At 69.2% G+C, this 23,896-nt stretch carries 26 protein-coding genes; 11 read left to right on the top strand and 15 right to left on the bottom strand.

The annotated features are described in order from the left end of the window. Positions 1 to 85: 85 nt before the first annotated feature. Genes MUN76_RS03105 through MUN76_RS03095 form a run of 3 tightly spaced genes read right to left on the bottom strand, consistent with a single transcriptional unit; the run spans position 86 to position 2,552 of the window. Positions 86 to 880 carry a phosphatase PAP2 family protein gene (locus MUN76_RS03105; protein ID WP_244687050.1) on the bottom strand — a complete coding sequence of 265 codons (795 nt, stop codon included), beginning with the start codon at positions 878 to 880 and terminating at the stop codon, positions 86 to 88. Then, positions 877 to 1,725: a TrmH family RNA methyltransferase gene (locus tag MUN76_RS03100; protein ID WP_244687048.1), complete on the bottom strand. Its 849-nt coding sequence runs from the start codon at positions 1,723 to 1,725 to the stop codon at positions 877 to 879. Before MUN76_RS03100 ends, MUN76_RS03105 begins: the two co-directional genes overlap by 4 nt. Next, positions 1,722 to 2,552, bottom strand: coding sequence for an alpha/beta fold hydrolase (locus MUN76_RS03095; protein ID WP_244687046.1), 831 nt, complete (start codon positions 2,550 to 2,552; stop codon positions 1,722 to 1,724). Before MUN76_RS03095 ends, MUN76_RS03100 begins: the two co-directional genes overlap by 4 nt. Positions 2,553 to 2,704: 152 nt before the next feature. On the opposite strand from MUN76_RS03095, the gene MUN76_RS03090 reads away from it, so the two are divergent. Further along, positions 2,705 to 3,403 (top strand): exonuclease domain-containing protein, encoded by a 699-nt coding sequence (locus tag MUN76_RS03090; protein WP_244687044.1) that lies wholly within the window; start codon positions 2,705 to 2,707, stop codon positions 3,401 to 3,403. A 90-nt stretch (positions 3,404 to 3,493) separates the two neighbouring features. On the opposite strand, the gene MUN76_RS03085 is transcribed toward MUN76_RS03090, so the two are convergent. Beyond that, positions 3,494 to 3,742, bottom strand: coding sequence for a type B 50S ribosomal protein L31 (locus MUN76_RS03085; RefSeq protein ID WP_244687042.1), 249 nt, complete (start codon positions 3,740 to 3,742; stop codon positions 3,494 to 3,496). 106 nt (positions 3,743 to 3,848) lie between these two features. After that, on the bottom strand, positions 3,849 to 4,637 hold the full coding sequence (locus MUN76_RS03080; protein ID WP_244687040.1) for an ABC transporter ATP-binding protein: 789 nt from the start codon (positions 4,635 to 4,637) through the stop codon (positions 3,849 to 3,851). 225 nt (positions 4,638 to 4,862) lie between these two features. Between MUN76_RS03080 and serB the strand changes: the two genes are divergently transcribed. Next, a complete protein-coding gene (gene serB, locus MUN76_RS03075; RefSeq protein WP_244687038.1) occupies positions 4,863 to 5,501 on the top strand; it encodes a phosphoserine phosphatase SerB in 639 nt (212 codons plus the stop codon). A gap of 37 nt (positions 5,502 to 5,538) precedes the next feature. Here serB and MUN76_RS03070 read toward each other — a convergent pair whose 3' ends face one another. Continuing rightward, positions 5,539 to 6,348 (bottom strand): isocitrate lyase/PEP mutase family protein, encoded by an 810-nt coding sequence (locus tag MUN76_RS03070; protein WP_244687036.1) that lies wholly within the window; start codon positions 6,346 to 6,348, stop codon positions 5,539 to 5,541. An 80-nt stretch (positions 6,349 to 6,428) separates the two neighbouring features. Further along, positions 6,429 to 7,139, bottom strand: coding sequence for a 3-oxoacyl-ACP reductase FabG (gene fabG, locus MUN76_RS03065; RefSeq protein ID WP_244687035.1), 711 nt, complete (start codon positions 7,137 to 7,139; stop codon positions 6,429 to 6,431). 132 nt (positions 7,140 to 7,271) lie between these two features. Between fabG and MUN76_RS03060 the strand changes: the two genes are divergently transcribed. From MUN76_RS03060 to MUN76_RS03045, 4 genes are read left to right on the top strand one after another with little or no spacing between them, the layout of a single operon-like run. Beyond that, positions 7,272 to 7,676, top strand: a complete 405-nt coding sequence (locus tag MUN76_RS03060) for a DUF3099 domain-containing protein (protein WP_244687034.1) — start codon at positions 7,272 to 7,274, stop codon at positions 7,674 to 7,676. Continuing rightward, a complete protein-coding gene (locus MUN76_RS03055; protein WP_244687032.1) occupies positions 7,673 to 7,918 on the top strand; it encodes a hypothetical protein in 246 nt (81 codons plus the stop codon). The genes MUN76_RS03060 and MUN76_RS03055 overlap by 4 nt, the downstream gene beginning before the upstream one ends. Beyond that, on the top strand, positions 7,911 to 8,786 hold the full coding sequence (locus tag MUN76_RS03050) for an SURF1 family cytochrome oxidase biogenesis protein (RefSeq protein ID WP_244687030.1): 876 nt from the start codon (positions 7,911 to 7,913) through the stop codon (positions 8,784 to 8,786). The genes MUN76_RS03055 and MUN76_RS03050 overlap by 8 nt, the downstream gene beginning before the upstream one ends. Positions 8,787 to 8,839: 53 nt before the next feature. Beyond that, the gene (locus tag MUN76_RS03045; protein ID WP_244687028.1) at positions 8,840 to 9,739 is read left to right on the top strand and encodes a cutinase family protein; all 900 of its coding nucleotides are present in this window, start codon (positions 8,840 to 8,842) and stop codon (positions 9,737 to 9,739) included. A 36-nt stretch (positions 9,740 to 9,775) separates the two neighbouring features. Here MUN76_RS03045 and MUN76_RS03040 read toward each other — a convergent pair whose 3' ends face one another. Further along, positions 9,776 to 11,374: an ABC-F family ATP-binding cassette domain-containing protein gene (locus MUN76_RS03040; RefSeq protein ID WP_244687026.1), complete on the bottom strand. Its 1,599-nt coding sequence runs from the start codon at positions 11,372 to 11,374 to the stop codon at positions 9,776 to 9,778. Between the two features lie 181 nt (positions 11,375 to 11,555). Between MUN76_RS03040 and MUN76_RS03035 the strand changes: the two genes are divergently transcribed. Further along, the gene (locus tag MUN76_RS03035) at positions 11,556 to 11,747 is read left to right on the top strand and encodes a DUF5302 domain-containing protein (protein ID WP_244687024.1); all 192 of its coding nucleotides are present in this window, start codon (positions 11,556 to 11,558) and stop codon (positions 11,745 to 11,747) included. 70 nt (positions 11,748 to 11,817) lie between these two features. Here the strand turns inward: MUN76_RS03035 and MUN76_RS03030 are convergent, their stop codons facing one another. From MUN76_RS03030 to sufB, 5 genes are read right to left on the bottom strand one after another with little or no spacing between them, the layout of a single operon-like run. Next, complete coding sequence (locus MUN76_RS03030; protein ID WP_244687022.1) at positions 11,818 to 12,168, bottom strand: metal-sulfur cluster assembly factor; 351 nt, start codon at positions 12,166 to 12,168, stop codon at positions 11,818 to 11,820. 23 nt (positions 12,169 to 12,191) lie between these two features. After that, positions 12,192 to 12,950 carry a Fe-S cluster assembly ATPase SufC gene (sufC, locus tag MUN76_RS03025; RefSeq protein ID WP_244687020.1) on the bottom strand — a complete coding sequence of 253 codons (759 nt, stop codon included), beginning with the start codon at positions 12,948 to 12,950 and terminating at the stop codon, positions 12,192 to 12,194. Further along, a complete protein-coding gene (locus MUN76_RS03020) occupies positions 12,947 to 13,279 on the bottom strand; it encodes a non-heme iron oxygenase ferredoxin subunit (RefSeq protein WP_244687018.1) in 333 nt (110 codons plus the stop codon). Before MUN76_RS03020 ends, sufC begins: the two co-directional genes overlap by 4 nt. Next, positions 13,280 to 14,485, bottom strand: a complete 1,206-nt coding sequence (gene sufD, locus MUN76_RS03015; protein ID WP_244687016.1) for a Fe-S cluster assembly protein SufD — start codon at positions 14,483 to 14,485, stop codon at positions 13,280 to 13,282. After that, a complete protein-coding gene (gene sufB, locus MUN76_RS03010; RefSeq protein ID WP_244687014.1) occupies positions 14,485 to 15,903 on the bottom strand; it encodes a Fe-S cluster assembly protein SufB in 1,419 nt (472 codons plus the stop codon). The genes sufD and sufB overlap by 1 nt, the downstream gene beginning before the upstream one ends. A gap of 278 nt (positions 15,904 to 16,181) precedes the next feature. On the opposite strand from sufB, the gene MUN76_RS03005 reads away from it, so the two are divergent. After that, entirely contained in the window at positions 16,182 to 17,111 is a 930-nt protein-coding gene (locus tag MUN76_RS03005; RefSeq protein WP_244687012.1) for a COX15/CtaA family protein, read from the top strand. Positions 17,112 to 17,203: 92 nt separating this feature from the next. Here the strand turns inward: MUN76_RS03005 and MUN76_RS03000 are convergent, their stop codons facing one another. Next, positions 17,204 to 18,004: a methyltransferase domain-containing protein gene (locus tag MUN76_RS03000; RefSeq protein WP_244687010.1), complete on the bottom strand. Its 801-nt coding sequence runs from the start codon at positions 18,002 to 18,004 to the stop codon at positions 17,204 to 17,206. Positions 18,005 to 18,034: 30 nt separating this feature from the next. Next, positions 18,035 to 18,967 carry a heme o synthase gene (locus tag MUN76_RS02995; protein WP_244687008.1) on the bottom strand — a complete coding sequence of 311 codons (933 nt, stop codon included), beginning with the start codon at positions 18,965 to 18,967 and terminating at the stop codon, positions 18,035 to 18,037. An 84-nt stretch (positions 18,968 to 19,051) separates the two neighbouring features. Between MUN76_RS02995 and tkt the strand changes: the two genes are divergently transcribed. From tkt to MUN76_RS02980, 3 genes are read left to right on the top strand one after another with little or no spacing between them, the layout of a single operon-like run. Further along, the gene (gene tkt, locus MUN76_RS02990) at positions 19,052 to 21,127 is read left to right on the top strand and encodes a transketolase (protein WP_244687007.1); all 2,076 of its coding nucleotides are present in this window, start codon (positions 19,052 to 19,054) and stop codon (positions 21,125 to 21,127) included. Between the two features lie 10 nt (positions 21,128 to 21,137). Continuing rightward, positions 21,138 to 22,247 (top strand): transaldolase, encoded by a 1,110-nt coding sequence (tal, locus tag MUN76_RS02985; protein ID WP_244687005.1) that lies wholly within the window; start codon positions 21,138 to 21,140, stop codon positions 22,245 to 22,247. Further along, a complete protein-coding gene (locus MUN76_RS02980) occupies positions 22,244 to 23,857 on the top strand; it encodes a glucose-6-phosphate isomerase (protein ID WP_244687004.1) in 1,614 nt (537 codons plus the stop codon). The genes tal and MUN76_RS02980 overlap by 4 nt, the downstream gene beginning before the upstream one ends. Positions 23,858 to 23,896: the final 39 nt, after the last annotated feature.

Below are 23,896 nucleotides of genomic sequence, written 5' to 3'. Positions count from 1 at the left end.
GTGGTTCCGATGTTCAAGCTGACATAATATAGATTATCAAGCACTGCCGATCCTGCGCAGAGCGGGCGAACCGCCGCTTCCCAGATCAGCGCGGGCCGGTGCTCAGCACCAGGAGCGACCGCGCGGCGAGCACACTCGCGCCGATGATCCCGAACTGCCCGGCGTCGAGCAGCAGATCCTGATTCGACTGCGCGGCCGCGAATGCCGCCAGCGCGAGTGATCCGGCGACCAGGATCCAGCCGAGCATGCCGAAGCCGGCGCGCACGGTCCGGTACAGCGCCGGGGTGCTGCGCGAGGTCGCCGGCTTGATGAGGGTTGCCACTGCGAACGCGACCACGCCGAGCGCGATGGCACCGAGCACGTCGCTCGGACGGTGCCAGCCGTAGGCGAGCAATTGCCAGCCGACGGCGGCCAGCAGCGCGGCGCCTGCGACCGCAACGAGTGCGCGTGCGCTCGTCGGCACGGCCCACACGATTGCGGCGACCAGCACCGTGAACACGGTCATATGCCCGCTCGGGAACGTGTTCGGAGCGTCGAGCTCGAAGAGCTCCGGGCGCGGCAGCAACTGCAGTTTGAGCAGCTGCGATGCGACCAGCGCCGCCGCGGAGACGACGAGCAGCCCGAGCGCCCGGCGGATCCCGTGCACCCCCAGGGCGACGAGCCCAATCACGAGCAGCGCAATGCCCACGGTCGGGATCGACACGAGGTTCAGGGGTGCCGGCGGGTCCGTGGTGAATCGTGCGGCGTCGAGCACACTGGCCTCGGCCTGCTGCCCCAGTGCACTCTGCACCCCGAGCACGTAGGAGCCGACGCCGACGGCGATCCAGAACACGATCGACCACACCGCGCGGATCCGGCGACCGCTCGCGAGACCGCTCACGGGTGCAGCTCCCCTGTCTTGTGCGCCCCAGCGCGCTGATCCGCGGTCCGCACCGCCCAGAGGGCCAGCGCGGCCGCCGTCGAGACGTTCAGCGAGTCGACGCCGTGCTCCATCGGGATCACGATCGTGCGGGCCGCCGAGGCGAGCGCGCGCCGCGACAGCCCCGGCCCTTCGGTTCCGAAGAGCAGCGCGAGCCGCTCGGGCAGATGATCGGTGTAGTCGGCCAGGTCCTCGGCATCGTCGCGGAGCGCGAACGCGGTGAGCTCGTAGCCCTCCTCGCGGAACATGGGCCCCGCGATGGGCCACTCGGGCAAGCGCGCCCACGGCACCTGCAGCACCGCGCCCATGCTGACGCGCACGGCGCGGCGGTAGAGCGGATCCGCGCACGCCGGCGAGAGCAGCACGGCGTCGGCGCCGAGCGCGGCGACCGAGCGGAAGATCGCCCCGACGTTCGTGTGGTCGGCGAGATCCTCCAGCACCACCACCCGTCGCGAGGCGCGCAGCAGCTCCACGGGATCGAGCTGGGCCGGGCGGTGCATCGACGCGAGCGCGCCCCGGTGCAGGTGGAAGCCGGTGAGCCCGGCGAGCTGCGCCGAGTCCCCCACGTACACGGGAACATCGGGGTGATCCGCGAGGATCGGCTCGACCTTGGGCAGCCACTCCTCGAGCAGCAGCAGGGAGCGCGGCCGGTGCCCGGCGCGCAACGCCCGCTCGATCACCTTCGGGGACTCGGCGAGATACAGCCCCTCCTCGGGCTCGCGGACGCGCCGCAGCGCGACGTCGGTGAGCTGCGTGTAGTCAGCGAGTTCGGGATCGGTCACGTCGCTGATGCGAGTGACCCTCACGCGGCACGCTCGTTCGACCGGGCGGTCTCCACCAGGAACTCCGCGATGAACGCCACGGCGTCCTCCACCGCCTCGTAGTGCACGAGGTGGCCCGTGCCGGGAATGATCCGGAGCTGTGCTCCCGGAATGCGGTGCTTCAACTCGAGCTGCGCGGAGAGCTCGGTGATGTCGTCCCGCTCCCCCGCGATCAGCAGGGTCGGTCGGCCGAAGGCCGCGGCGTACTCCAGCACCGTGTGCGACACCGAAGCGCGGAACGCCTGCAGCAGCGTCGAGGGGTCCGAGAAGGTGCTGAAGTACTGCGCGTGCTGGCCGTGGATCCACGCGCGGAGCTCGGGATCGCCGGTCTTCGCCATGACCTCGCTCATGCCGCGGACGATGAGCGGGTTTCCGAGCAGCTGCCGCGCCGCCCGCTCCGGTAAAAGCTCCGCGGCGCGGTAGTACCCGATCGCCAGCTGCGTGAGCGCGGCCTTCGGGCCCTCGAGTGCGGGGGCGGAGATCGGGTTGATGAGGATGATCCGACTCGCGTCGAGGCCGCCCGCGATCGCCGCGGAGACGACGAGCGAGCCGAAGGAGTGACCGAGGATGGCGAAGCCCTCCGGCGCCACCTCGGCGGCGAACGCGCGGAGCCACGCGCCGTAGGTCTCGATCGTGTGCTCGCGGCCGGGGATCGCCGGGGTCTCGCCGAATCCGGGAAGGTCCGGCACGATGGTGCGGACGTCGGGACGTGCGATGGCGATCTCACGCGCGATGCGGTCCAGCCCGTGGTGGTCGCCGCGGAAGCCGTGGACCAGGATCAGAGCCGCCCCTCGGGCGCACCGTACTGCCACGCGCGGGTCTCGATGCCGAGCGTGGGGACGGAGAGCGGGGCGGTTGTCACCCCATGATCCTACCCAGGACGGGCTGGCAGCCCCCTGCGTTCCACACCCCGCGCGGCGGTGGCTCCGCAGTCGCTACGATCGAGGGAACGAAAGGATCCCCCGTGACCTCACCTCTCCCGCTCTGGGCGGCCAATCTCGCGGTGTTCGACACCGAGACCACCGGCATCGACACCTCCGAGGCGCGCATCGTGAGCGCGACGATCGCCCTCCTCGGTGCCGAGGACGAGGTGCTCGAGCGGTACGACTGGCTGCTGGATCCCGGGGTCGAGATTCCCGCCGCCGCCGAGCGGGTGCACGGGATCAGCACCGAGATCGCCCGCGCGAGCGGGATCACGGCCGAGGTCGGTGTGCAGCAGATCGTCGCCCAGCTCGCGGAGATGCTCGAGCGGGGCTTCCCCGTCGTGGCCTACAACGCCCCCTTCGATCTCACTCTGCTGCGCGCCGAAGCCGCACGGCACGGTGTGCCGTGGCCGGCCGACCTCTCCCCCGTCATCGATCCGTTGATCCTGGACAAGCAATTCGACCGGTACCGCAAGGGCAAGCGCACGCTCGAGGCCGTGGCGGCCCACCACGGGGTGGTGATCGGCACGGCGCACGACGCCGGGGACGACGCGATCGCAGCAGGCCGGGTGCTGCAGCGCATCGCCCGCAAGTACGCCGACGTGATCCCCGGTGAACTGGACGAGCTGCACGCGGCGCAGGTGGGCTGGGCGGCCGCGCAGGCCGCGAGCTTCCAGGACTACATGCGGCGCGCGCGGGACCCGCAGTTCGTCGCGGACGGCCGCTGGCCCCTGCGCTGACGGCTCAGCGGTACACCGCGAGGCTGAGGGAGACAGCGAAGCGGCGGGAGACCCGAAGGTCCCCCGCCGCTTCGCTGTACGGCGTGTTGCTTAGGCGCCGAAGCCCTTGAAGCGCTGGTTGAAGCGCTCGACGCGGCCGGCGGAGTCCATGATGCGCTGCTTGCCCGTGTAGAACGGATGCGAGGCGCTGGAGATCTCGACGTCGATCACCGGGTAGGTCTCACCGTCGAGCTCGATCGTCTTGCTGCTGCCGAGGGTCGAGCGGGTGAGGAAGGTCTCTCCCGAAGCCAGATCGCGGAAGACGATGGCGTTGTACTCGGGGTGGATGTCGGTCTTCATGAGTGTCCTTATGTTGATCGGAATGATGCGCCTTGCGCACCGAAGTCTTGCGGTGTGACCGCGCCAAGGTTCTACTTTAGCAGACCTCGTCGCGCACAGCTCCCATTTATTCCGGGCGCGCCACCGCCGCGTAGCGTCCGCCGGAGACGGTCAGCTCGAACGGCATGCCGAAGGTCGCCTCGAGGTTCGCGGCCGTGAGCGTCTCTGCGATGGGACCGACCGCCTGGATCCGCCCGCCGCGGAGCATCAGCACGTGCGTGAACCCGGGGGGCACCTCCTCGACGTGGTGGGTGACCATGACCATCGCCGGCGAGCTCGGCGACTGCGCGAAGCCCGAGAGCATCTGCAGCAGGCGCTCGCGGGCCCCGAGATCGAGGCTCGCGCTGGGCTCGTCGAGCAGGAGCAGCTCGGGATCGGTCATCACGGAGCGCGCGATCATCGCCCGCTTCCGCTCGCCGTCGCTGAGCGTGCCGAACGGGTGGTCGGCGAAGTCGCCGAGATCCCACTCCGCCAGGATCCGCTCGGCCTGACGGATGTCGATGTCGTCGTAGTGCTCGTTCCAGCGACCCTCGACGGAGTACGCGGCGGTCAGCACGAGATCGCGCACGAGCTCGTTCGCGGGGATCCTGCGCGCTGTCGCGGACGATACGAACCCGAGCCGATTCCGCAGCTCGAAGATGTCGACTCGGCCGAGTCGCTTGTCCAGCACGTCGACCGTGCCCGAGGACGGGTAGTCGTTGGCCGTCGCGAGCTTCATCAGCGTCGTCTTGCCGGCGCCGTTCGGGCCGAGGATCACCCAGCGCTCGGAGTCCTCGACGGCCCAGTCGATGCTGTCGAGGATGGGCCGACCATTGCGCAGATAGGAGACATCACTGAATCGAAGCACGTTGACCATGGCCCCCAGCCTAACGAGCCGAGCCGGGAGTGCGGTCACGGCACCCCGATCACTCCCGAGGTGACTGGCGATCGACCGAACCCGCACCGAACGCCTCCGTTCTCGCCGAACCCCTCTGAAGTGAGCGCGCAGATCGGAGGCGATCGGCGAGAAGGGAGGGATTCGCGGTCGAGAGGCACAAGGGCGCGACCGATGACGGGTCGCGTCAGTCCCTAGACTGGGGGCATGAGCGTTGCACCCCTGATCGTCCTCGACTGCGACTCCACCACCATCCAGGACGAGGTGATCGAGCTCATCGCGGAGGTCGCCGGCACCCGCGACCAGGTCGCGGAGGTCACGGAGCGCGCGATGCGCGGCGAGCTGGACTTCGCCGAGAGCCTGACGGAGCGCGTTGCGACGCTCGCGGGCACCCCTGAGTCGGTCTTCGCGGACGCGTATGGGCGGATCCGCCGCTCCCCCGGCATCCGCGAGCTGATCGCGCACGTGCACGGGCTCGGAGGCAAGGTCGCCGTGGTCTCGGGCGGGTTCCACGAAGTGCTCGATCCTCTGGCCGCGGATCTCGGCCTCGACTTCTGGCGGGCGAACCGGCTCGAGGTGGTCGACGGACAGCTGACGGGCCGCACGGTCGGGCCGATCATCGACGCCGCCGCCAAGGCTGCGGCCCTCACCGAGTGGGCCGAGGAAGCCGGGATCCCGCTCACCGCCACGGTGGCGATCGGCGACGGTGCGAACGACCTCGAGATGATGCGGATCGCGGCGCTCGGCGTCTCCTACAACGGCAAGCCGCTCGTGCGCGAGCGGGCCGACGTGGCGATCGAGGACGACCTCGCGCGGGTGATCCCCCTCCTCGACCGCCTCGGCTGAACGCCGGATCCGACTGCCAGTGCCGACCGCCCCGGCCTCAGAAGTTGTTGAGCTGCTCCGTGTCGTCGGGGATTGATCCGTCGGCGAGGAGCGAGGTGCCGAGCCGCTTGAGCGCCGTCAGCGCCACGTTCTGCGGCATCGGGCCGTACGAGATGCGTGCGACGCCGAGCCGCTCGTACTCGGCCGCGGAGAGCGCCCCCGGCAGTCCGATCACGCTGATCTTGCGGTCTCCGATGCCGTCGACGAGGGCCCGAGTGACCTCCGCGTTCAGGATCCCGGGCACGAAGATGCTCGTGGCCCCGGCGTCGAGATAGGCACGACCGCGCGCGATCGCGTCGGCGATGATCTCGTCGAGCGGGCGGTCGCCGCCGCGCACGAAGGCGTCGGTCCGGGCGTTCAGCGCGAACGCGACGCCCTCCTGCTCCCCCGCCGCGACGACGTCGGCCACGAGAGCCGCCGACTCCTCGAGCGGCCGGAGCTGATCCTCGATGTTCGCGCCCGAGACGCCGACGCCCATGGCGCGCCGTGCGGTCTCGCCCGCGTTGCCGTACCCGCCGTCGAGATCCGCGGTCACGGGGTGGTCCGTTGCGGCGACGATCCGCGCGATGGCCGCGATCATGAGGTCGAGCGGGATCTGCTCGCCGTCCGCGTAGCCGTGGCTCGCGGCGATGCTGTGGCCCGCGGTCGCGATCGCACGGGTGCCCGGCAGCTCCGAGATCACGCGGGTGCTCACGGGATCCCAGACGTTGACGACGCGGAGAATCTCCGGTGCCTCGGTCAGGGCAGCGAGGGTGCGGGCGTCCTCGGCGACACGGTTCAGGGAACGGGTGCTCGTGATCTCAGTCATGCGCCCACGCTACGCCTCGCGCACGTCAGTGGCTACCGACGCATTCCCAGGTGGGCGCGTGCCGGTTCGGGTCGAAGCGGTCAGTGCCCCATGCCGAGACCGCCGTCGACCGGGATCACGGCGCCCGAGATGTAGGCGGCGTCGTCGCCCGCGAGGAACGAGGCCGCACCCGCGATTTCGGCGACCTGGCCGAACCGGGCCGCGGGGATCTGGGACAGGTACTGCTGCTGCTGCGCGTCGTCGAGGGCGGCCGTCATGTCGGTCTCGATGAAGCCGGGAGCAATGACGTTCGCGGTGATGTTGCGCGCTCCGAGCTCACGGGTGAGCGAGCGGGCGAAGCCGACGAGCGCCGCCTTCGAGGACGAGTAGTTGATCTGCCCGGGCGATCCGTAGAGTCCGACGACACTCGAGATGAGGATCACCCGACCGAAGCGACCCTTCAGGAGCCCCTTCGCGGCGCGCTTGACGACCCGGAAGGTGCCGGTGAGGTTCGTGTCGATGACACTCGTGAACTCCTCCTCGGACATCCGGAGCAGGAGGGTGTCCTTTGTGATTCCCGCGTTCGCGACCACGATCTCGACCGGGCCCAGCTCGGCCTCGACCTGCGAGAACGCGGTGTCGATCGACGCCGCGTCCGTCATTTCCGCCCGCACCGTGAGCGATCCCTCGGGACCCTGCCCGGAGCGGGACGTGACGGCAACGCGGTGGCCGTCGGCGATCAGGCGCTCGGCGATGGCGAAGCCGATACCGCGGTTGCCGCCGGTGACGAGAACGGTGCGGGAGGTGCTCATGGGGACCCTTTCGATCGGTGCAGTGCGCCTCTCACCCTAGACGATGCGCCGACACCGGGATCGCGGACACTCGGCTCAAGGGCAAGCCCCAGCGGAACGGCGTAAACTGGGAGACTGACAGTGAAGGGGCGCATGGCCAAGAGTTACAGCGTGACATCGGCGGGAGTGAACCCCACCGAGGATCGCGCGCACCGTATGCGCATGTACTTCATTGCCATGTCGCTCCGCGTCGCCTGCGTGGTCTCCCTGTTCTGGGTGCGCGGCTGGTGGGTGCTGGCCGTCGCCGCGGGTGCCGTACTGCTCCCCTGGTTCGCCGTGCTGGTCGGCAATGCTGTCGCCCACGGCGGCGAGGAAGCGGTGGAGGCGCCGGAACCGCTGCAGCTCGCGGGTGCCGAACCCGAGGAACCCGTCGAGGACCCGGCTTCCACCCTGCTCGTCGTCGATGTGGAGCCCGAACGACGCGCCTCTGCTCCCGCGACCGAGTCGACCGCGGATCCGGATCCGGGCCCGCCCGCTGCACCGGAGGGAACGCGGTGAGCGGCGTCTTCTCGGGCGGTCTGGCGCTCGGCGGCGAGGCCTCGCAGCGGTTCGAGTGCTCGCGCGCGGGATGCCGGGAGTCGGCGCCCTGGGCGATCCAGTGGCGCAACCCGAAGATCCACACCGAGGATCGGCGGAAGATCTGGCTCGCCTGCGACGCCCATCTGCCGGTGCTGCGCACGTTCCTCGAGGACCGCTCCTTCCCCCTGACCGTGTGCGAGGCGGGAGCGCTCGATGACTGATCCTTCCGCACCCGCCGTGGGGTGGACCTTCCTGCGATCCCGCCGCTGGATCGGCTACTTCGCCATGCTGCTCGTCTTCTCGATCGCGTGCGTGTGGCTCGGCAACTGGCAGTTCGAGCGGCGCGCCGAGGCGCGGGCGGAGATCGAACGGCTCGACGCGAACTACGGTGCGCCCCCGGTGGCGCTCGCAGAGGAAGTGCCGGTGCTCGACGCGTTCGACGAGGACACGCGGAAGTGGCGCACGGCCGCGGTGACGGGAGAGTACCTCGGCGCACCGTACCTCGCCCGCAATCGCCCCGGACCGCAGGGAGTCGGATCGGATCTCATCCAACCGCTGCGGACGACCGATGGCGCGATCTTCTTCGTGAATCGCGGCTGGGTGCCGGTCGACGGCAGCGACGCCGACTCCGGCACGATCGGCGCCGACGAGCTCCCGCAGCCCCCGAGCGGGGTGGTGGAGGTCGAGGTGCGGTTGCGGGCGTCCGAGCCCGAGGTGCCCGGTCGTACCTCGTCCGGCAGCACCGTCGCCAGCATCGACCTGCCCGAGCTGGCGCGGCTGACGGACTCGGAGGGTGAGGCCTACACGGGGGCCTACGGCATGCTGGTGTCGGAGTCGCCCGCGGGCGATCACGGCGTGCTGCCGCCCAAACCCGAGCGCGACGAGGGGCCGCACCTGTCGTACGCGCTGCAGTGGTACGTTTTTATTCTGATCGCAGCGATCGGCGTCGCCTTCGCGGCGCGACAGGAGTACCGGGGACTCAACGCGGGGAGCACGGCCGTGCGGGCGCAGGATCGTCGCCGGGACGCTCGCAAGTCTCGACGGGGGCCGAGCGACGCCGACGTCGAGGACGCGATGCTCGACGCTTGAGCGCCGATGCGAGACCGACCGACTGCACCACTCTGCCCGACCGAAGGACGAAGATGACCCTGGAATTCGCACACCGACGCCGCCTGGCGGCTCTGGCCGCCGGCGCCGGCATCGCGGCCTTGCTGCTGCTCACCGGGTGTGCGCCGACGCTCGACCCGGAGGAGGCGCGCCAGTCCCTCTCCGAGGTGACGCAGGATCCCGCGCCGCCCGCCGCGGACGAGGTCTACGACAGTGCTCTGCACCCCGAGCCGGTGGTCGAGGCGCAGGAGTGCTCCGCGGTGCTCGTCATCACCGTGCGCGGAACCGGGGAGCCGACGAAGGGGCAGCTCCTCTCCCCCGTCGCGCGTGCGATCACGAAGGCCCAGCCCGACGACGTCGTGTCCATCGACCTGGACTACCCGGCGGACACGGACGTGAAGGAGGGCGGTACGCGCGGCGTGCGGGTGCTCGTCGACACGCTCAACGTGCAGGCCGAGGCGTGCCCCGAGCAGCGCACCGTGCTGCTCGGATACTCGCAGGGATCCATGGTGATCGGTGACGCGCTGGTCGTACCCGATGACCGCATGATTGGTGCGACGGTCGGTGAGCTGACGGACGCGGCCCGCGACCAGGTGTTCGCGGTCGTGCTCTACGGCGATCCGCGATTCGAGGGCGACGAGCCGTTCAATGTGGGCGACTTCGACCCGGAACTGAACGGGATCATGCCGCGGCCCGAGGGCGCCCTCGACGCGTTTGCCGATCGCATCAGCGACTTCTGCGTCGCCGGTGATGTCGTGTGCCAGGCGACGCTCGACGTCAGCGAGGACGAGCACGTCGCGTACTACAGCAACGGCATGCAGCAGGACGGCGCCGACGTGGTCATCGAGCGGATGGAGCGGCTGCCGGCGTCGACGTGGGCGACCTCGGACCGCTCGACGCCGACACCGTCGCCCTCGCCGTCCGACGCGCCCTAAGTCTCGGTCACCCGGAGGGCGCTCGAGACGCTCCGTCTACGCGAGCTCGATCAGTTCGAGGTAGTCCTTCGACCAGTGGTCCTCGGTCGCGTCGGGCATGATCAGCACGCGCTCGGGGTTCAGCGCCTCGACGGCGCCCTGGTCGTGGGAGACGAGCACGACGGCGCCGGTGAAGTGCGCGAGTGCGTCCAGGATCTCCTCGCGGCTCGCCGGGTCGAGGTTGTTCGTGGGCTCGTCGAGGAGCAGCACGTTGGCGCTCGACACCACCAGCATGGCGAGTGCGAGTCGCGTCTTCTCGCCGCCGGAGAGCACTCCGGCCGGCTTGTGGACGTCGTCGCCGGTGAAGAGGAAGGACCCGAGCACCTTGCGCGCCTCGGTCTCGGTGAGGTGGCGCGACACCGAGATCATGTTCTGCAGCACACTCGCCTTGACGTCGAGCGTCTCGTGCTCCTGGGCGTAGTAGCCCACCTTCAGCCCGTGACCCGCGATGATCTGACCGGTGTCGGCCTCGTCGACCTGCGCGAGCAGGCGCAGGAGCGTGGTCTTGCCGGCGCCGTTGAGGCCGAGGATGACGACCTTCGCGCCGCGGTCGATCGCGAGGTCGACTCCCGCGAAGATCTCGAGCGACCCGTAGGATTTCGAGAGCCCCTCGGCCATGAGCGGCGTCTTGCCGCAGGGTGCGGGATCCGGGAAGCGCAGCTTCGCCACCCGCTCGACCTGACGCACTTCGTCGAGTCCGGAGAGCATCTTCTCGGCGCGCGCCACCATCTGGTGGGCGGCAGCGGCCTTCGACGCCTTCGCCCCGAAGCGCGCGGCCTGATCCTTCAGCACGGAGGCCTTCTTCTCGACGTTCGAGCGCTCCTTGCGGCGGCGCTCCTCGTCGGCGGCGCGCTGGCGGAGGTAGAGCTTCCAGCCCATGTTGTAGATGTCGATGACCTGGCGGTTCGCATCGAGGTAGAACACACGATTGACGGTCTCGCCCACGAGCTCGATGTCGTGGCTGATGACGATGACACCGCCCTTGTACGTCTTCAAGAACTCGCGGAGCCAGACGATGGAGTCGGCGTCGAGGTGGTTGGTCGGCTCGTCGAGGATCATCGTGTCGGCGTCGGAGAACAGGATCCGGGCGAGTTCGATGCGTCGGCGTTGACCCCCCGAGAGGGTGCCGAGCGGCTGGTCGAGGATCCGGTCCGGAAGCCCGAGGTTGTTCGAGATCGAGGCGGCCTCCGACTCGGCGGCGTATCCGCCCAGCGCGTGGAAGCGGTCGGTGAGATTGCCGAAGCGCTTCATCGCCTTCTCGGCCACTGCGGGATCGTCCGACGCCATGTCGAGGGTCGCCTGGGACATGTTCTTCGTGAGCGTGCCGAGGCCGCGGGCGTCGAGGATCCGGTGCCGCGCGAGCTGATCGGGGTCGCCGGTGCGCGGATCCTGGGGCAGGAAGCCGAGTTCGCCGTTGACCGAGATGCTCCCCTCGGCCGGCGCGAGCTCACCGGAGAGGGTCCGCGTGAGGGTGGTCTTGCCGGCGCCGTTGCGGCCGACGAGCCCGATCTTGTCTCCCGGGTTCACCCGGAACGTGACCCCCGACATCAAACGGCGGGCGCCCACATCGATCGCGAGATCTTCGACGGTGATCACGGCGGAACTTGCTCCTTGGATTGGGTGCCGGAGAATCCGGCTGGACAACCGCACCAGTCTAGTCGAGATCCCGTGAAGGAGCCGACGGTCATACACAGGCGCGGGCCGGGTCGCTAGGCTGAGGGGGTCGCATGTCCGTGCACTCTCGTGCACACGCGACGGGGATGAAGGGAGGACCACGATGACGTCGGAATCTGACGAACAGCGTGACGCTGCGGAGGAGTCGAAGCGGAAGTTTCGCGAGGCGCTCGAGCGCAAGAAGCAGCAGAGCAGCCAGCCGCGCGGCTCCGGTCAGCGCAGTGGCGGCGGCCGGGTGGGTCAGGCTCACGGGCCGGTGAGCCACCAGCGGGAGTTCCGCCGCAAGAGCGGATAACCCCGGACGCACGCAATCGGGCAGGATCACCCCTCGGTGGTCCTGCCCGATTGCGTTTCGGGGCTCGATCCTAGATCGAGAAACCCAACGCTCTCATCATGTCTCGGCCGTCGTCGGTGATGCGCTCCGGCGTCCACGGCGGCATCCACACCCAGTTGATGCGGAAGGCCGTGACGAGCCCGTCGAGCGCCTCGGCGATGTCGTTCTCGATCACGTCGGTGAGGGGGCAGCCGGCGCTGGTCAGCGTCATGCTGATGACCAGCGCGTCGTGCTCCTCATCGAACGCGAGATCGTAGATCAGGCCGAGATCGACGATGTTCACACCGAGCTCGGGGTCCGAGACGTTCTTCAGCGCCTCGATCGCCTGTTCGCGGAACTCGGGATCGATCGTGTGCGGCACGGTCGTCGTCTCTTCGCTCATGGGAGTAGCCTACGCCCTCGGGATCAGGCGTCCACGAGGAAGCGGTCGTAGCCCTCTTCCTCGAGCCGGTTCGCGAGCTCAGGGCCGCCCTCCTCGGCCACGCGGCCGTTGACGAAGACGTGCACGAAGTCGGGCTTGATGTAGCGCAGGATGCGCGTGTAGTGCGTGATGAGCAACACACCGAGGCCGGTGGTGTCCTTCGCGCGGTTCACTCCCTCCGAGACGATCTTCAGCGCGTCGACGTCGAGGCCGGAGTCGGTTTCGTCGAGCACCGCGAACTTCGGCTTCAGCAGCTCGAGCTGCAGGATCTCGTTCCGCTTCTTCTCGCCGCCGGAGAAGCCCTCGTTCACGTTGCGCGACGCGAAGGACTCGTCCATGCGCAGGTCCTGCATCGCCGACTTGACGTCCTTCATCCAGGTGCGGATGGGCGGTGCTTCGCCGTCGATCGCGGTCTTGGCGGTGCGGAGGAAGTTGGCGTTGGTGACACCGGGGATCTCGACCGGGTACTGCATGGCGAGGAACAGGCCGGCCTGCGCCCGCTCGTCGACGCCCATCTCCAGCACCTCTTCGCCGTCGAGCAGAATGGATCCGCCCGTGACCTCGTAGCGCGGGTGGCCCGCGATGGCGTAGGCGAGCGTGGACTTGCCGGAGCCGTTGGGGCCCATGATGGCGTGGGTCTGACCCTGGGTCAGGGTGAGGTCGACGCCGCGGAGGATCTGCTTCTGACCCTGCTCGGTTTCGACGCTGACATGCAGGTCCTTGATCTCAAGAACGGAGCTCATTGTTCAATCTCTTTCGTTACGTTGGGGTCGATGTACACGTCGCCGTTTTCGATCTCGACCACATAGACGGGAACCGGCTCGTACGCCGGAAGGTTCTGCGGAATGCCGGTGCACAGCGAGAACGCGGAGCCGTGGGCCCAGCACTCGAGCGTGTCACCCTCGACGAAGCCCTCGGACAGACTGATCTGCCCGTGGCTGCAGGTATCTCCGATGGCGTGGACCGCACCGTTCGCGTCCAGCACCACGGCGATCGGAACATCGTCAATGACCACGCGGGTGGCCTGATCCTGCACCAACTCGCTCAGCGCGAGCACCTTCTGTCGGGGCATTTACTTCGTGCTCTCAGCGAGCTCGGCCTCGATCGCGGCCTGGAGCCGCTCCTCGGTCGCGTCGTCGCCGATCTGGTTGATCACCTCGAGCAGGAACCCGCGGACCACGAGCTTGCGCGCCTCCTCCTCGGAGATGCCGCGGCTCTGCAGGTAGAACAGGTGCTCGTCGTCGAAGCGGCCGGTCGCGGACGCGTGTCCGGCACCCTCGATGTCGCCGGTCTCGATCTCGAGGTTCGGGATCGAATCCGCGCGCGTCCCGGGCGTGAGCACCAGGTTGCGGTTCTGCTCGTAGCTGTCGGTGCCGTTGGCATTCTGGCGGATCAGCACGTCGCCGATCCACACCGTGTGCGCGCCCTCGCCCTGCAGCGCACCCTTGTAGGTGACTCGGCTGCGGGTGTGGGGAGCATTGTGGTCCATGTAGACCTGGTGCTCGAGGTGCTGCCCGGCATCGGCGAAGTACGCGCCGAAAGCCTCGCCGTTCGCACCCTCGTGATCGAGGTGGATCGACGGGTTCAGGCGGACGATGCCGCCGCCCAGCGAGACGACGATGTGCACGAAGCTCGCGTCGCGGCCCACGGTGGCGTAGTGGCTCGACAGATGGATCGCGTCGTCGTTCCACTGCTGGACCGACACGAGCGTGAGCTGTGCGCCGTCACCGACCACGATCTCGACGTTCTCCGAGAGCTGGGCGGAGCCCGTGTTCTCGAGGATGACGAGGCCGCGGCTGTGCGGGGTGGCCTCGACCACGGTGTGCGCCGCACGGGGCGCGGCGTCGAGCGCGTCACGACGGACGATCGCGGTGACGTGCTCCTCCCCCGAGATCGTCACGAGGTGCGCCTCGGAGAAGGCGCTCCACGCTGCCGCGGCGCCGCGCTCCTCGGGCACTCCGGCACGGCCGATCCGCGCGTCGTCACGAGCGATCCACTCGCTCGTCGCACCCGCGACCGCGGGCACCGTGACCGGGATCCGCGAGCCGTCGAGTTCGCCGTTCAGCAAGGCACCGAGCTTGGCGACGGGGGTGTACTTCCACACCGCTTCGCGGCCCGTGACCTCGGCGAAATCGGCGACGTCGGTCGAGGTCGGGCGCTCGGAGCGGGTCTGCACCGGCACGCGGTTCGCCCAGTCGCCGTCGGAGTGCGCCTTCAGACCGTGCTGCTCGGTGCCGGCCTCGGGGGCCGTCGTCTTCGTAGCTTCAGCTGTCGTCATTATCCGACGGATCCTTCCATGCCCATCTCGATGAGCTTGTTCAGTTCGAGCGCGTACTCCATGGGCAGCTCGCGGGCGATCGGCTCGATGAAGCCGCGCACGATCATCGCCATGCCCTCCTCCTCGGCCATGCCGCGGCTCATGAGGTAGAAAAGCTGCTCCTCGCTGACCCGGGAGACGGTGGCCTCGTGGCCGAGCTCCGCGTCATCGGTGCGGATGTCGATGGCCGGGTAGGTGTCGCTGCGCGAGATGGTGTCGACGAGCAGCGCATCGCACACCACGGAGTTGGCCGAGTGGTGGGCATTCGCCTCCACGCGGACCTCGCCGCGGTACCCGGTGCGACCGCCGCCGCGGGCGATGGACTTCGCGAGGATCGAGGACTTCGTGTTCGGGGCGAGATGGATCATCTTCGCGCCCGTGTCCTGGTGCTGGCCGGGACCCGCGAAGGCGACGGAGAGCGTCTCCCCCTTGGCGTGCTCTCCGGTCAGGTAGATGGACGGGTACTTCATGGTGACCTTCGAGCCGATGTTGCCGTCGACCCACTCCATGGTCGCGCCCTCTTCCGCGATCGCGCGCTTGGTGACGAGGTTGTACACGTTCGTCGACCAGTTCTGGATCGTGGTGTAGCGGACGCGCGCGTTCTTCTTCACGATGATCTCGACGACCGCAGAGTGCAGCGAGTCCGACTTGTAGATCGGCGCGGTGCAGCCCTCGATGTAGTGGACGTAGCTGTCTTCGTCGGCGATGATGAGCGTGCGCTCGAACTGGCCCATGTTCTCCGTGTTGATGCGGAAGTAGGCCTGCAGCGGGATCTCGACGGAGACGCCCTTCGGGACGTACACGAAGGAGCCGCCCGACCACACGGCGGTGTTCAGCGCGGCGAACTTGTTGTCGCCCGACGGGATCACGGTGCCGAAGTACTCCTGGAAGATCTCCGGGTGCTCGCGCAGTGCGGTGTCGGTGTCGAGGAAGAGCACGCCCTGCTCCTCCAGGTCCTCGCGGATCTGGTGGTAGACGACCTCGGACTCGTACTGCGCGGCCACACCCGCGACGAGACGCTGACGCTCCGCCTCGGGGATCCCGAGCCGCTCGTAGGTCTCCTTGATCTCGTCTGGGAGATCCTCCCAGCTCGTCGCCTGCTGCTCCGTGGAGCGGACGAAGTACTTGATGTTGTCGAAGTCGATGTCCGAGAGGTCGGCGCCCCAGGTCGGCATCGGCTTGCGTCCAAAGATCTGCAGCGCCTTCAGGCGTCGCTGCAGCATCCACTCAGGTTCGTTCTTGAGAGCTGAGATTTCACGCACGACCTGCTCGCTGAGGCCGCGCTTCGCAATCGCGCCCGCCTCATCGCTGTCGTGCCAGCCGAACTCGTACTGGCCCAAGCCTTCAAGCTCGGGTCGGTCGATCAGTACCTCTGGCATGATCCCTCCCTCTTCTTTGTCTCGCTGGGTGTCCCGTGGCAAAGTCGGAGGGATCCGGCTCGCACGCTGCCCGGATCGTTCGGTTCCGGGCTCGCATCGGGTTCCCTGCAGCGGTGCAGTAGTCTGGGCTTCGGACGGAATCGGTTCTCAGCAGTGGGCTCCACTGCTCCCCGGGTTCGCCGTTCGCAACCACAGCTTCCCATTCTACAGGATCCCGGCGAGAACGGGAGGGGTATGCCAGACTCCCTGTGAATGGGGTGCGACCGAGAGGAGCCTCGTTGTCCGCCGCCACATCGCCCGCACCGGATGTCACGAACCGGGAGCCGCTTCGCACTGCGGTGACCTCCCGATTCCTGCGGGTCTGCGCCTGGATCTCGTTCGTGCTCAACACCCTCATCATCGCGACGGGCGGGGCGGTTCGCCTCACCGGATCGGGGCTCGGCTGCCCGAACTGGCCGCTGTGCGCGCCAGGGTCCCTCGTTCCCACCGAAGAGCTGTCGTACCACTCCCTCATCGAGTTCGGGAACCGCACGATCTCGGGTCCGTTGCTGATCGCCGCGCTGCTCGTCGCGATCGCGAGCTGGCGCCTGCGCGGGCAGCGGCGGGATCTCCCCGTCATCTCGACCGTCGTCCTCGGGCTGGTGCTGCTGCAGGCGCTCATCGGCGGCATCATCGTCTGGCTGCACCTCAACGCGAACCTCGTCGGGATCCACTACATCATCTCGCTCGCCCTGGTCTGCATCACCGCGGCGTACCTCGCGCGGATGTACGAGGCACCCGGTCCGCGCGAGTCGGTCGCGCCGAAGGGCTTCACGATCCTCACCCACATCACGACGTTCGTGATGGCGATCACGGTCGTCTTCGGGGTGCTCACCACGGGATCCGGACCCCACTCGGGTGACGCGACGATCCAGCGCGACGGCGTCGACGCCGGGCTCATGAGCCACATCCATGCGTGGCCGGGGTACGCGGCGCTCGCGCTGACGCTCGCGCTGCTGGTCTGGGCGGCGTCGCGGCGGTTGCGGCCGCTCCGCTGGACGATCGCGCTGCTGGCGGTACTCGTGGTGCAGATCCTCATCGGCGTCTACCAGGCCCGCAATGGTCTGCCGGAGCTCGCGGTCGGTGTGCACATGGTGCTCGCGGCGCTGACCGCGGCGACGATGACGATCGTCGTGCTGCGGCTGAAGCGCCCGGCGCTCGTGTCCTAGCTGCGGAATCCCGCGCGGCCCGTTGGGGCGAGCGATTTCCGTGCTGAATGCCCCGATCCACCCCAGATATCGCTCACACGACCCGGCAGAAACTACGGGCGGGCGAGGATCTCCGCGTGGGGCATGAGCATCCAGCCGTCCGGATCCGCGGCCCAGCGCGTCCACCCCTCGGAGATGCGCTCGAGGTCCGAGCGCTCCGCGAGCCCGAGCCGGATCGCGTTGTCGGCGAACGCCGACGACAGGATCCGCTCCGCCCACATGCCGCCCCACCAGGCGCGATCCTCGTCGGTCTCGAACAGCCAAAGCGACGCGCTGGACGTGATCTCCGAGAACCCGGCAGCCCGCGCCCACGACTTCAGCGAGCGTCCGGCGCAGGGATCGCCGCTGACCCCCGCGTGGACCTTGAGGTAGAGGGCGAGCCACTCGTTCAACACATCGGAGTCGGGTGACAGGATCACGCCGCCGTAGTCCACATCACGCGCGGCGACGAGCCCGCCCGGAGCCGTAACGCGGCGCATCTCCCGGAGCATCGCCACCGGATCGCCCACGTGCTGCAGCACCTGGTGCGCGTGCACCAGGTCGAAGCTCGCGTCCGGGTACTCGAGCGCGTAGGCATCCCCCGTTTCGAACCGGAGATTGGCCAGCTGCCGCGCGGCGGCGTCCTCGGTCGCCTTCGCGACCACGTCAGCCGAGGCGTCCAGGCCCACGACGGCCCCCGGCGCCACGAGTTCCGCGAAGTCTGCGGTGATCGTGCCGGGGCCGGACCCCACGTCGAGCACCCGGGCACCCGTCGTGAGATGCGGGAGCAGGTACGCCGCGGAATTCTCCGCGGTGCGCCAGGTGTGCGACTTCAGCACACTTGCGTGGTGGCCATGGGCATACGCGTCAACCATGGCATCAGCCTAGCGCTGAGAAGGCGCAGGCTAGAACGGCAGCAGCGGATCGATCGCGATGGCGAGCGAGAGCACGGACAGGTAGGTGATCGAGCCGTGGAAGACCTGCATCGGCTTGCCCTCCTGGCCGCGGATCGCGCTGCCGTAGAGCCGATGGGCCTGGATGATGAAGTAGCCGCCCGAGGCCACGGCGACCACCGTGTAGAGCCAACCGATACCGGCCGCGGGAATGAGCAGGAGGCTCGAGGCCACCGTCGCCCACGCGTAGAGGATGATCTGCAGCCCGACGGTGGCGCGACCGCGCACGACCCCGAGCATCGGCACGCCGGCCGCGGCGTAGTCCTCGCGGTACCGCATGGACAGCGGCCAGTAGTGCGGCGGCGTCCAGAGGAAAATGACGAGGAAGAACACCCAGGCCGGCCAGTCGAGGCTGCCGGTCACCGCGGCCCACCCGATGAGCACGGGGAAGCACCCCGCGATCCCGCCCCAGATGATGTTCTGCTCGCTGTGCCGCTTCAGGATCAGCGTGTAGATGACCACGTAGAAGAAGATCGCGCCCGCCGACAGGGCCGCCGCGAGCCAGTTGGTGGTGAACCAGAGCCACACCACGGAGAGGGCGCCGAGCACCCAGGAGAAGATCAGCGCGTTGCGGTCGGAGATCTCCCCGGTGACCAGCGGGCGATTCTTCGTCCGCTGCATCTTGCGGTCCATGTCGCGATCGATGTAGCAGTTGAAGGCGCCCGCGGACCCCGCGCTCATCGCGCCGCCGATGAGCGTCGCGAGCACGAGCCAGAGGTTCGGCAGGCCGCCCTGCGCCAGAATCATGGCCGGAACCGTCACCACGAGCAGGAGTTCCATGACCCGCGGCTTCGTCAGCGCGACGTAGTTCTTGACCGTACGACCGATCGTGCGTCGGGGACGCCGATCGCTGGACTGTGCGGGGGCTGAGATCTCGGTGGACATCACCCTCTATGGTACCTCCCCTGCCGGTAGGATTGGTCCGTGTGTGCGGAACGGCGCGCGAACGGTTCTGAGAGAGGGTAGGCATTGGGAAGCGAACTGCAGTGGGATGAGCTCGACGGCCTCGCGGTGGACACTGCGAGAGTGCTGGCGGCCGATGCCGTGGAGAAGGTCGGCAACGGGCACCCGGGCACCGCGATCAGTCTCGCACCGGTCTCGTACCTCCTCCACCAGAAGGTGATGCGCCACGACCCCGCGGACGCGGACTGGGTCGGTCGCGACCGCTTCATCCTCTCCGTGGGCCATTCCTCGCTCACCCAGTACGTGCAGCTGTACCTCGGAGGCTACGGGCTCGAGCTCGAGGATCTCCAGGCGCTGCGCACCTGGGGATCGAAGACGCCCGGCCACCCCGAGTACGGCCACACGCGCGGCGTCGAGATCACGACCGGCCCGCTCGGCCAGGGCCTCGCCTCCGCGGTCGGCTTCGCCTACGCCGCCCGCTACGAGCGCGGTCTCTTCGATCCCGAGGCTGCCCCGGGCACGAGCCCGTTCGACCACTTCATCTACGTGGTCGCCGGCGACGGCGACCTGCAGGAGGGCGTGACGAGCGAGGCATCCTCCCTCGCCGGGCACCAGGAGCTCGGCAACCTCATCGCGATCTACGACTCCAACCAGATCTCGATCGAGGACGACACCGACATCTCCTTCACCGAGGACGTGGCGAAGCGCTACGAGTCCTACGGCTGGCAGGTCATCGAGGTCGACTGGAAGAAGACCGGGGCCTATGTCGAGGATCTCGCCGAGCTGCACGACGCGATCGTCGCCGCACAGGGCGAGACGGGCAAGCCGAGCCTCATCATCCTGAAGACCGTCATCGGCTGGCCGAGCCCGGGCAAGCAGAACACCGGCGGCATCCACGGCTCGAAGCTCGGCGGTGACGAGCTCGCCGGGCTGAAGACCGCGCTCGGCTTCGATCCCGAGCAGCACTTCGCCGTCGCCCCCGAGGTCATCGCCCACACGCGCAAGGCCGTCGAGCGCGGCGCCGAGGGCCGCGCCGCCTGGCAGCAGACCTTCGACGCCTGGGCCGCAGCGAACCCCGAGCGCAAGGCGCTCTTCGACCGCATCGAGGCGCAGGAGCTGCCCGAGGGCATCGCCGACGTGCTGCCCGAGTTCGAGCCCGGTACGAGCGTCGCGACCCGTGCGGCGAGCGGCAAGGTGCTCGCCGCCCTCGGCCCGGTGATGCCCGAGCTGTGGGGCGGATCCTCCGACCTCGCCGGATCGAACAACACCACGATCCCGGGCGTCCCGTCGTTCGTGCCCGCGCGGCGCTCGACCTCGAGCTGGCAGGGCGATCCCTACGGCCGGGTGCTCCACTTCGGGATCCGCGAGCACGCCATGGGCGCGATCCTCAACGGCATCCAGCTGCACGGCAACACCCGCAGCTACGGCGGCACCTTCCTCATCTTCAGCGACTACATGCGTCCGGCGGTCCGCCTGGCCGCGCTGATGAACGTACCCAGCATCTTCGTCTGGACGCACGACTCCATCGCGCTCGGCGAGGACGGCCCGACCCACCAGCCGATCGAGCAGCTGGCGACGCTGCGCGCGATCCCGAACCTCGCGATCATCCGCCCCGCGGACGCGAACGAGGTGACCGTCGCGTGGCACGAGATGCTCTCGCGGCACGAGGGCCCCGCGGGCATCGCGCTGACCCGGCAGAACGTGCCGGTGCTGCCGCGCGGCGGTGACTTTGCGTCGGCCGAGGGGGTGCGACGCGGCGCCTACGTGCTCGCGGACTCGCCCACGGGAACGATCGACGTGATCCTCATCGCCACCGGGTCCGAGGTGCAGCTCGCCGTCGAGGCGCGCGAGCGGCTCGCCGCGGACGGGATCGGCGCGCGCGTCGTCTCGGCCCCCTGCCTCGAGTGGTTCGCAGAGCAGACCGAGGAGTATCGCGCAGAGGTGCTGCCCGCCGACGTCACCGCCCGCGTGAGCGTCGAGGCGGGCCTCTCGCTCGGCTGGGAGCGCTTCGTCGGCGACCGCGGCCGGTCCGTCTCCATCGAGCACTTCGGCGCATCGGCCGACTACGAAACGCTGTTCCGCGAGTTCGGCATCACCACGGACGCGGTGGTGTCGGCGGCCCGCGACAGCCTCTCAGCCTAGGAGCCCACCCGTGACGGAATCCCGCACCGCAGCACTCAGCCGAGCCGGCGTCAGCATCTGGCTCGACGACCTCTCCCGCCACCGGATCGATTCCGGTGAGCTGCGTGATCTCGTCGCGCAGCTCGACGTGGTCGGCGTGACGACGAACCCCACGATCTTCGCGGCCGCGATCGGCGGCGGGATCGGCTACGGGGATCGCATCGCGGCGTGCGCCGAGCGCGGGCTCGGGGTGAGCGAGACCATCGTCGAACTCACGACGAGCGATGTCGCCGACGCCTGCGACCTCCTCGCCGAGACGTACGCCGCCACCGCCGGATTCGACGGCCGCGTGTCGATCGAGGTGGAGCCCCGACTCGCGCGCGACACCGCGGGAACCGTCGCGCAGGCCCGAGAACTGTGGGATCGGGTCGACCGGCCGAACGCCATGATCAAGATCCCTGCGACCGTCGAGGGGCTCGAGGCGATCACGGAGACGATCGCCGCCGGCATCAGCGTGAACGTGACGCTGATCTTCAGCCTGGAGCGGTACCGGCAGGTCATCAATGCGTACCTCACCGGCCTCGAGCGAGCCCGCGCGGCCGGGATCGACCTCGCGTCGATCCACTCGGTCGCGTCGTTCTTCGTGTCCCGACTCGACACGGAGGTCGACGCGCGGCTGCGGAGCCTCGGCACCGATGAGGCGCGAGCACTCACCGGGCAGGCAGGAGTCGCCAATGCGCGCCTGGCATACGAGGTCTTCGATCAGGCGTTCTCGAGCGAGCGCGCGGTCTTCCTCCGCGGGCTGGGCGCGAACGCCCAGCGCCCCCTGTGGGCCTCGACCGGCGTCAAGGATCCGGCCCTGCCCGACACCCTCTACGTCTCCGAACTGGTGGCGCCGGGCGTGGTGAACACGATGCCCGAGGCGACCCTTCGGGCGTGGGCGGATCACGGCATCAGCCGCGGCGACTCCGTCACCTCCGAGTACCTGGAATCGAACCAGCTCCTGAATCACCTCGACGCCCAGGGCATCGACTACCTCGAGATCACCGAGACCCTCGAGCGCGAGGGTCTCGGCAAGTTCGACGCGTCCTGGGACGAACTCTGCGCCACCGTCGACCGAGCCCTCCAGGAGGCCCCGTGACCATTGCCCTGCAGCTCACCGAGACCCCCGAGGCCCATCAGGCGCTCGAGACGCTGATCCGCGATCGCGTGGCCAGCCGGATCTTCGCGCACGACAGTACGCTGTGGGGCGCCGACGCGGCCGCGGAGGCCGCGGTGCGCCTGGGGTGGACGGATCTCTCCGGTGTGGACGCGCTGCTCGACGAGGTCGAGCAGCTGCACAGCGACCTACGAGATCGCGGGGTGGACCGTGTGGTGCTCTGCGGCATGGGCGGATCGAGCCTCGCCCCCGCCGTCATCGCACGCTGGGCGGGCGTGGACCTGCGCACGATCGACTCGACGCACCCCGACGTCGTGCGCGACGCACTGGCAGGCGATCTCGCCCGCACCGTCGTGGTCGTGAGCTCGAAATCCGGGGGCACGATCGAGACCCTGAGCCATCGTGCCGCGTTCACGACCGCATTCGACGCCGCCGGGCTCGATGCATCGGCGCACATCGTCGTGGTGACGGATCCGGGATCGCCCCTCGAAGCGGACGCCCGCGCCGCCGGGCAGCGCGTCTTCCTCGCGGACCCGAACGTCGGGGGCCGATTCTCGGCACTCACCGCATTCGGTCTGGTGCCGACGGCGCTCGCCGGCGCGGACGTGCGCGCGCTGGTCGCCGACGCCGCGGCTGCGCGTGACGCGCTCCGGGACGACGCGCCGGAGAATCCCGCGCTGCGTCTCGCGGCGTGGGTGGCGGACGGCCTCCCCCGTGCGTACGTGCTCGGCGTGTGCTCGGCGCCGGGTGCGCAGTGGGATATGGGCTCCTGGATCGAACAGCTCATCGCCGAATCCACGGGCAAAGACGGCCAGGGGGTGCTGCCGCTCGCCCTCGCGGACGATGCGCCCGAGGTGCGGCGGACCCCGGCGAACACCCGGCTGATCCGGATCTTTGGCTCTGCTGACGTATCCGACGCGACTGAACCGCAGCTTCCCGCCGTGGGCGCTCCCCTGGGGGCGCAGCTGCTGCTCTGGGAGGTCACGACTGCGGTGCTCGGCCGTCTGATGGGCATCGACCCCTTCAATCAGCCGGATGTCGAGGCGGCGAAGGTCGCCGCCCGGGAGCAGCTCGCGCAGAGCGCGTCGCGCGACGTTGTCGCCACGCCCGTGCCGGAACTCCCGGGGGTCGACCTGCTCGATGGCGCACCGGGCGTGGCCGCCGTCACCGGCATCGCGAGCCTGGTGACGGTCGTGCGTGGGCTCGTCGAGCCCGGTGGATACCTGGCGATCCAGGCCTACCTCGATCCGGACGGTCCCAGCGCCGCCGCCGTGCTCGACCTCCGCGATGCACTGGCCGAGCGGCTCGGCGCCCCCGTCGCGCTCGGCTGGGGGCCGAGGTACCTGCACTCGACCGGCCAGCTGCACAAGGGCGGGCCCGCGCTCGGCGGGTTCCTGCAGTTGTGCGATGCGGGATCCGCGCCGCTCGATATCCCGGGCTCGGAGGCGGGCTTCGAGACGCTCATCACCGCCCAGGCGGCCGGAGACCGCAGTGTGCTGCGCGATCGTGGGCGACCGGTGCTGGCGATCCGCGCGACCGATCCCGGTGCCACGGCCTGTGCGCTGATCGCGGCGCTCGCATCGAGCGACTGACTCCGCACCGAACGCGAAGGGGGCCCGCACCAGATGGTG

The organism is Leucobacter rhizosphaerae, assembly GCF_022919175.1.
GTDB classification, from domain to species: domain Bacteria; phylum Actinomycetota; class Actinomycetes; order Actinomycetales; family Microbacteriaceae; genus Leucobacter; species Leucobacter rhizosphaerae.
Note: the sequence above shows the minus strand (reverse complement) of the source record. Positions and strands in the feature narration are given on the sequence as shown.

Bases quoted from the DNA above. Each gene is read 5' to 3' on its own strand.
- MUN76_RS03050 (WP_244687030.1), top strand. From the start codon at position 7,911: ATGACTGATCCTTCCGCACCCGCCGTGGGGTGGACCTTCCTGCGATCC.
- MUN76_RS03060 (WP_244687034.1), top strand. From the start codon at position 7,272: ATGGCCAAGAGTTACAGCGTGACATCGGCGGGAGTGAACCCCACCGAG.
- MUN76_RS02995 (WP_244687008.1), bottom strand. From the start codon at position 18,967: ATGTCCACCGAGATCTCAGCCCCCGCACAGTCCAGCGATCGGCGTCCC.
- MUN76_RS03085 (WP_244687042.1), bottom strand. From the start codon at position 3,742: ATGAAGACCGACATCCACCCCGAGTACAACGCCATCGTCTTCCGCGAT.
- MUN76_RS03035 (WP_244687024.1), top strand. From the start codon at position 11,556: ATGACGTCGGAATCTGACGAACAGCGTGACGCTGCGGAGGAGTCGAAG.
- MUN76_RS03070 (WP_244687036.1), bottom strand. From the start codon at position 6,348: ATGACTGAGATCACGAGCACCCGTTCCCTGAACCGTGTCGCCGAGGAC.
- fabG (WP_244687035.1), bottom strand. From the start codon at position 7,139: ATGAGCACCTCCCGCACCGTTCTCGTCACCGGCGGCAACCGCGGTATC.
- MUN76_RS03030 (WP_244687022.1), bottom strand. From the start codon at position 12,168: ATGAGCGAAGAGACGACGACCGTGCCGCACACGATCGATCCCGAGTTC.
- MUN76_RS03000 (WP_244687010.1), bottom strand. From the start codon at position 18,004: ATGGTTGACGCGTATGCCCATGGCCACCACGCAAGTGTGCTGAAGTCG.
- MUN76_RS03080 (WP_244687040.1), bottom strand. From the start codon at position 4,637: ATGGTCAACGTGCTTCGATTCAGTGATGTCTCCTATCTGCGCAATGGT.
- serB (WP_244687038.1), top strand. From the start codon at position 4,863: ATGAGCGTTGCACCCCTGATCGTCCTCGACTGCGACTCCACCACCATC.
- MUN76_RS03045 (WP_244687028.1), top strand. From the start codon at position 8,840: ATGACCCTGGAATTCGCACACCGACGCCGCCTGGCGGCTCTGGCCGCC.
- MUN76_RS03020 (WP_244687018.1), bottom strand. From the start codon at position 13,279: ATGCCCCGACAGAAGGTGCTCGCGCTGAGCGAGTTGGTGCAGGATCAG.
- sufD (WP_244687016.1), bottom strand. From the start codon at position 14,485: ATGACGACAGCTGAAGCTACGAAGACGACGGCCCCCGAGGCCGGCACC.
- sufC (WP_244687020.1), bottom strand. From the start codon at position 12,950: ATGAGCTCCGTTCTTGAGATCAAGGACCTGCATGTCAGCGTCGAAACC.
- sufB (WP_244687014.1), bottom strand. From the start codon at position 15,903: ATGCCAGAGGTACTGATCGACCGACCCGAGCTTGAAGGCTTGGGCCAG.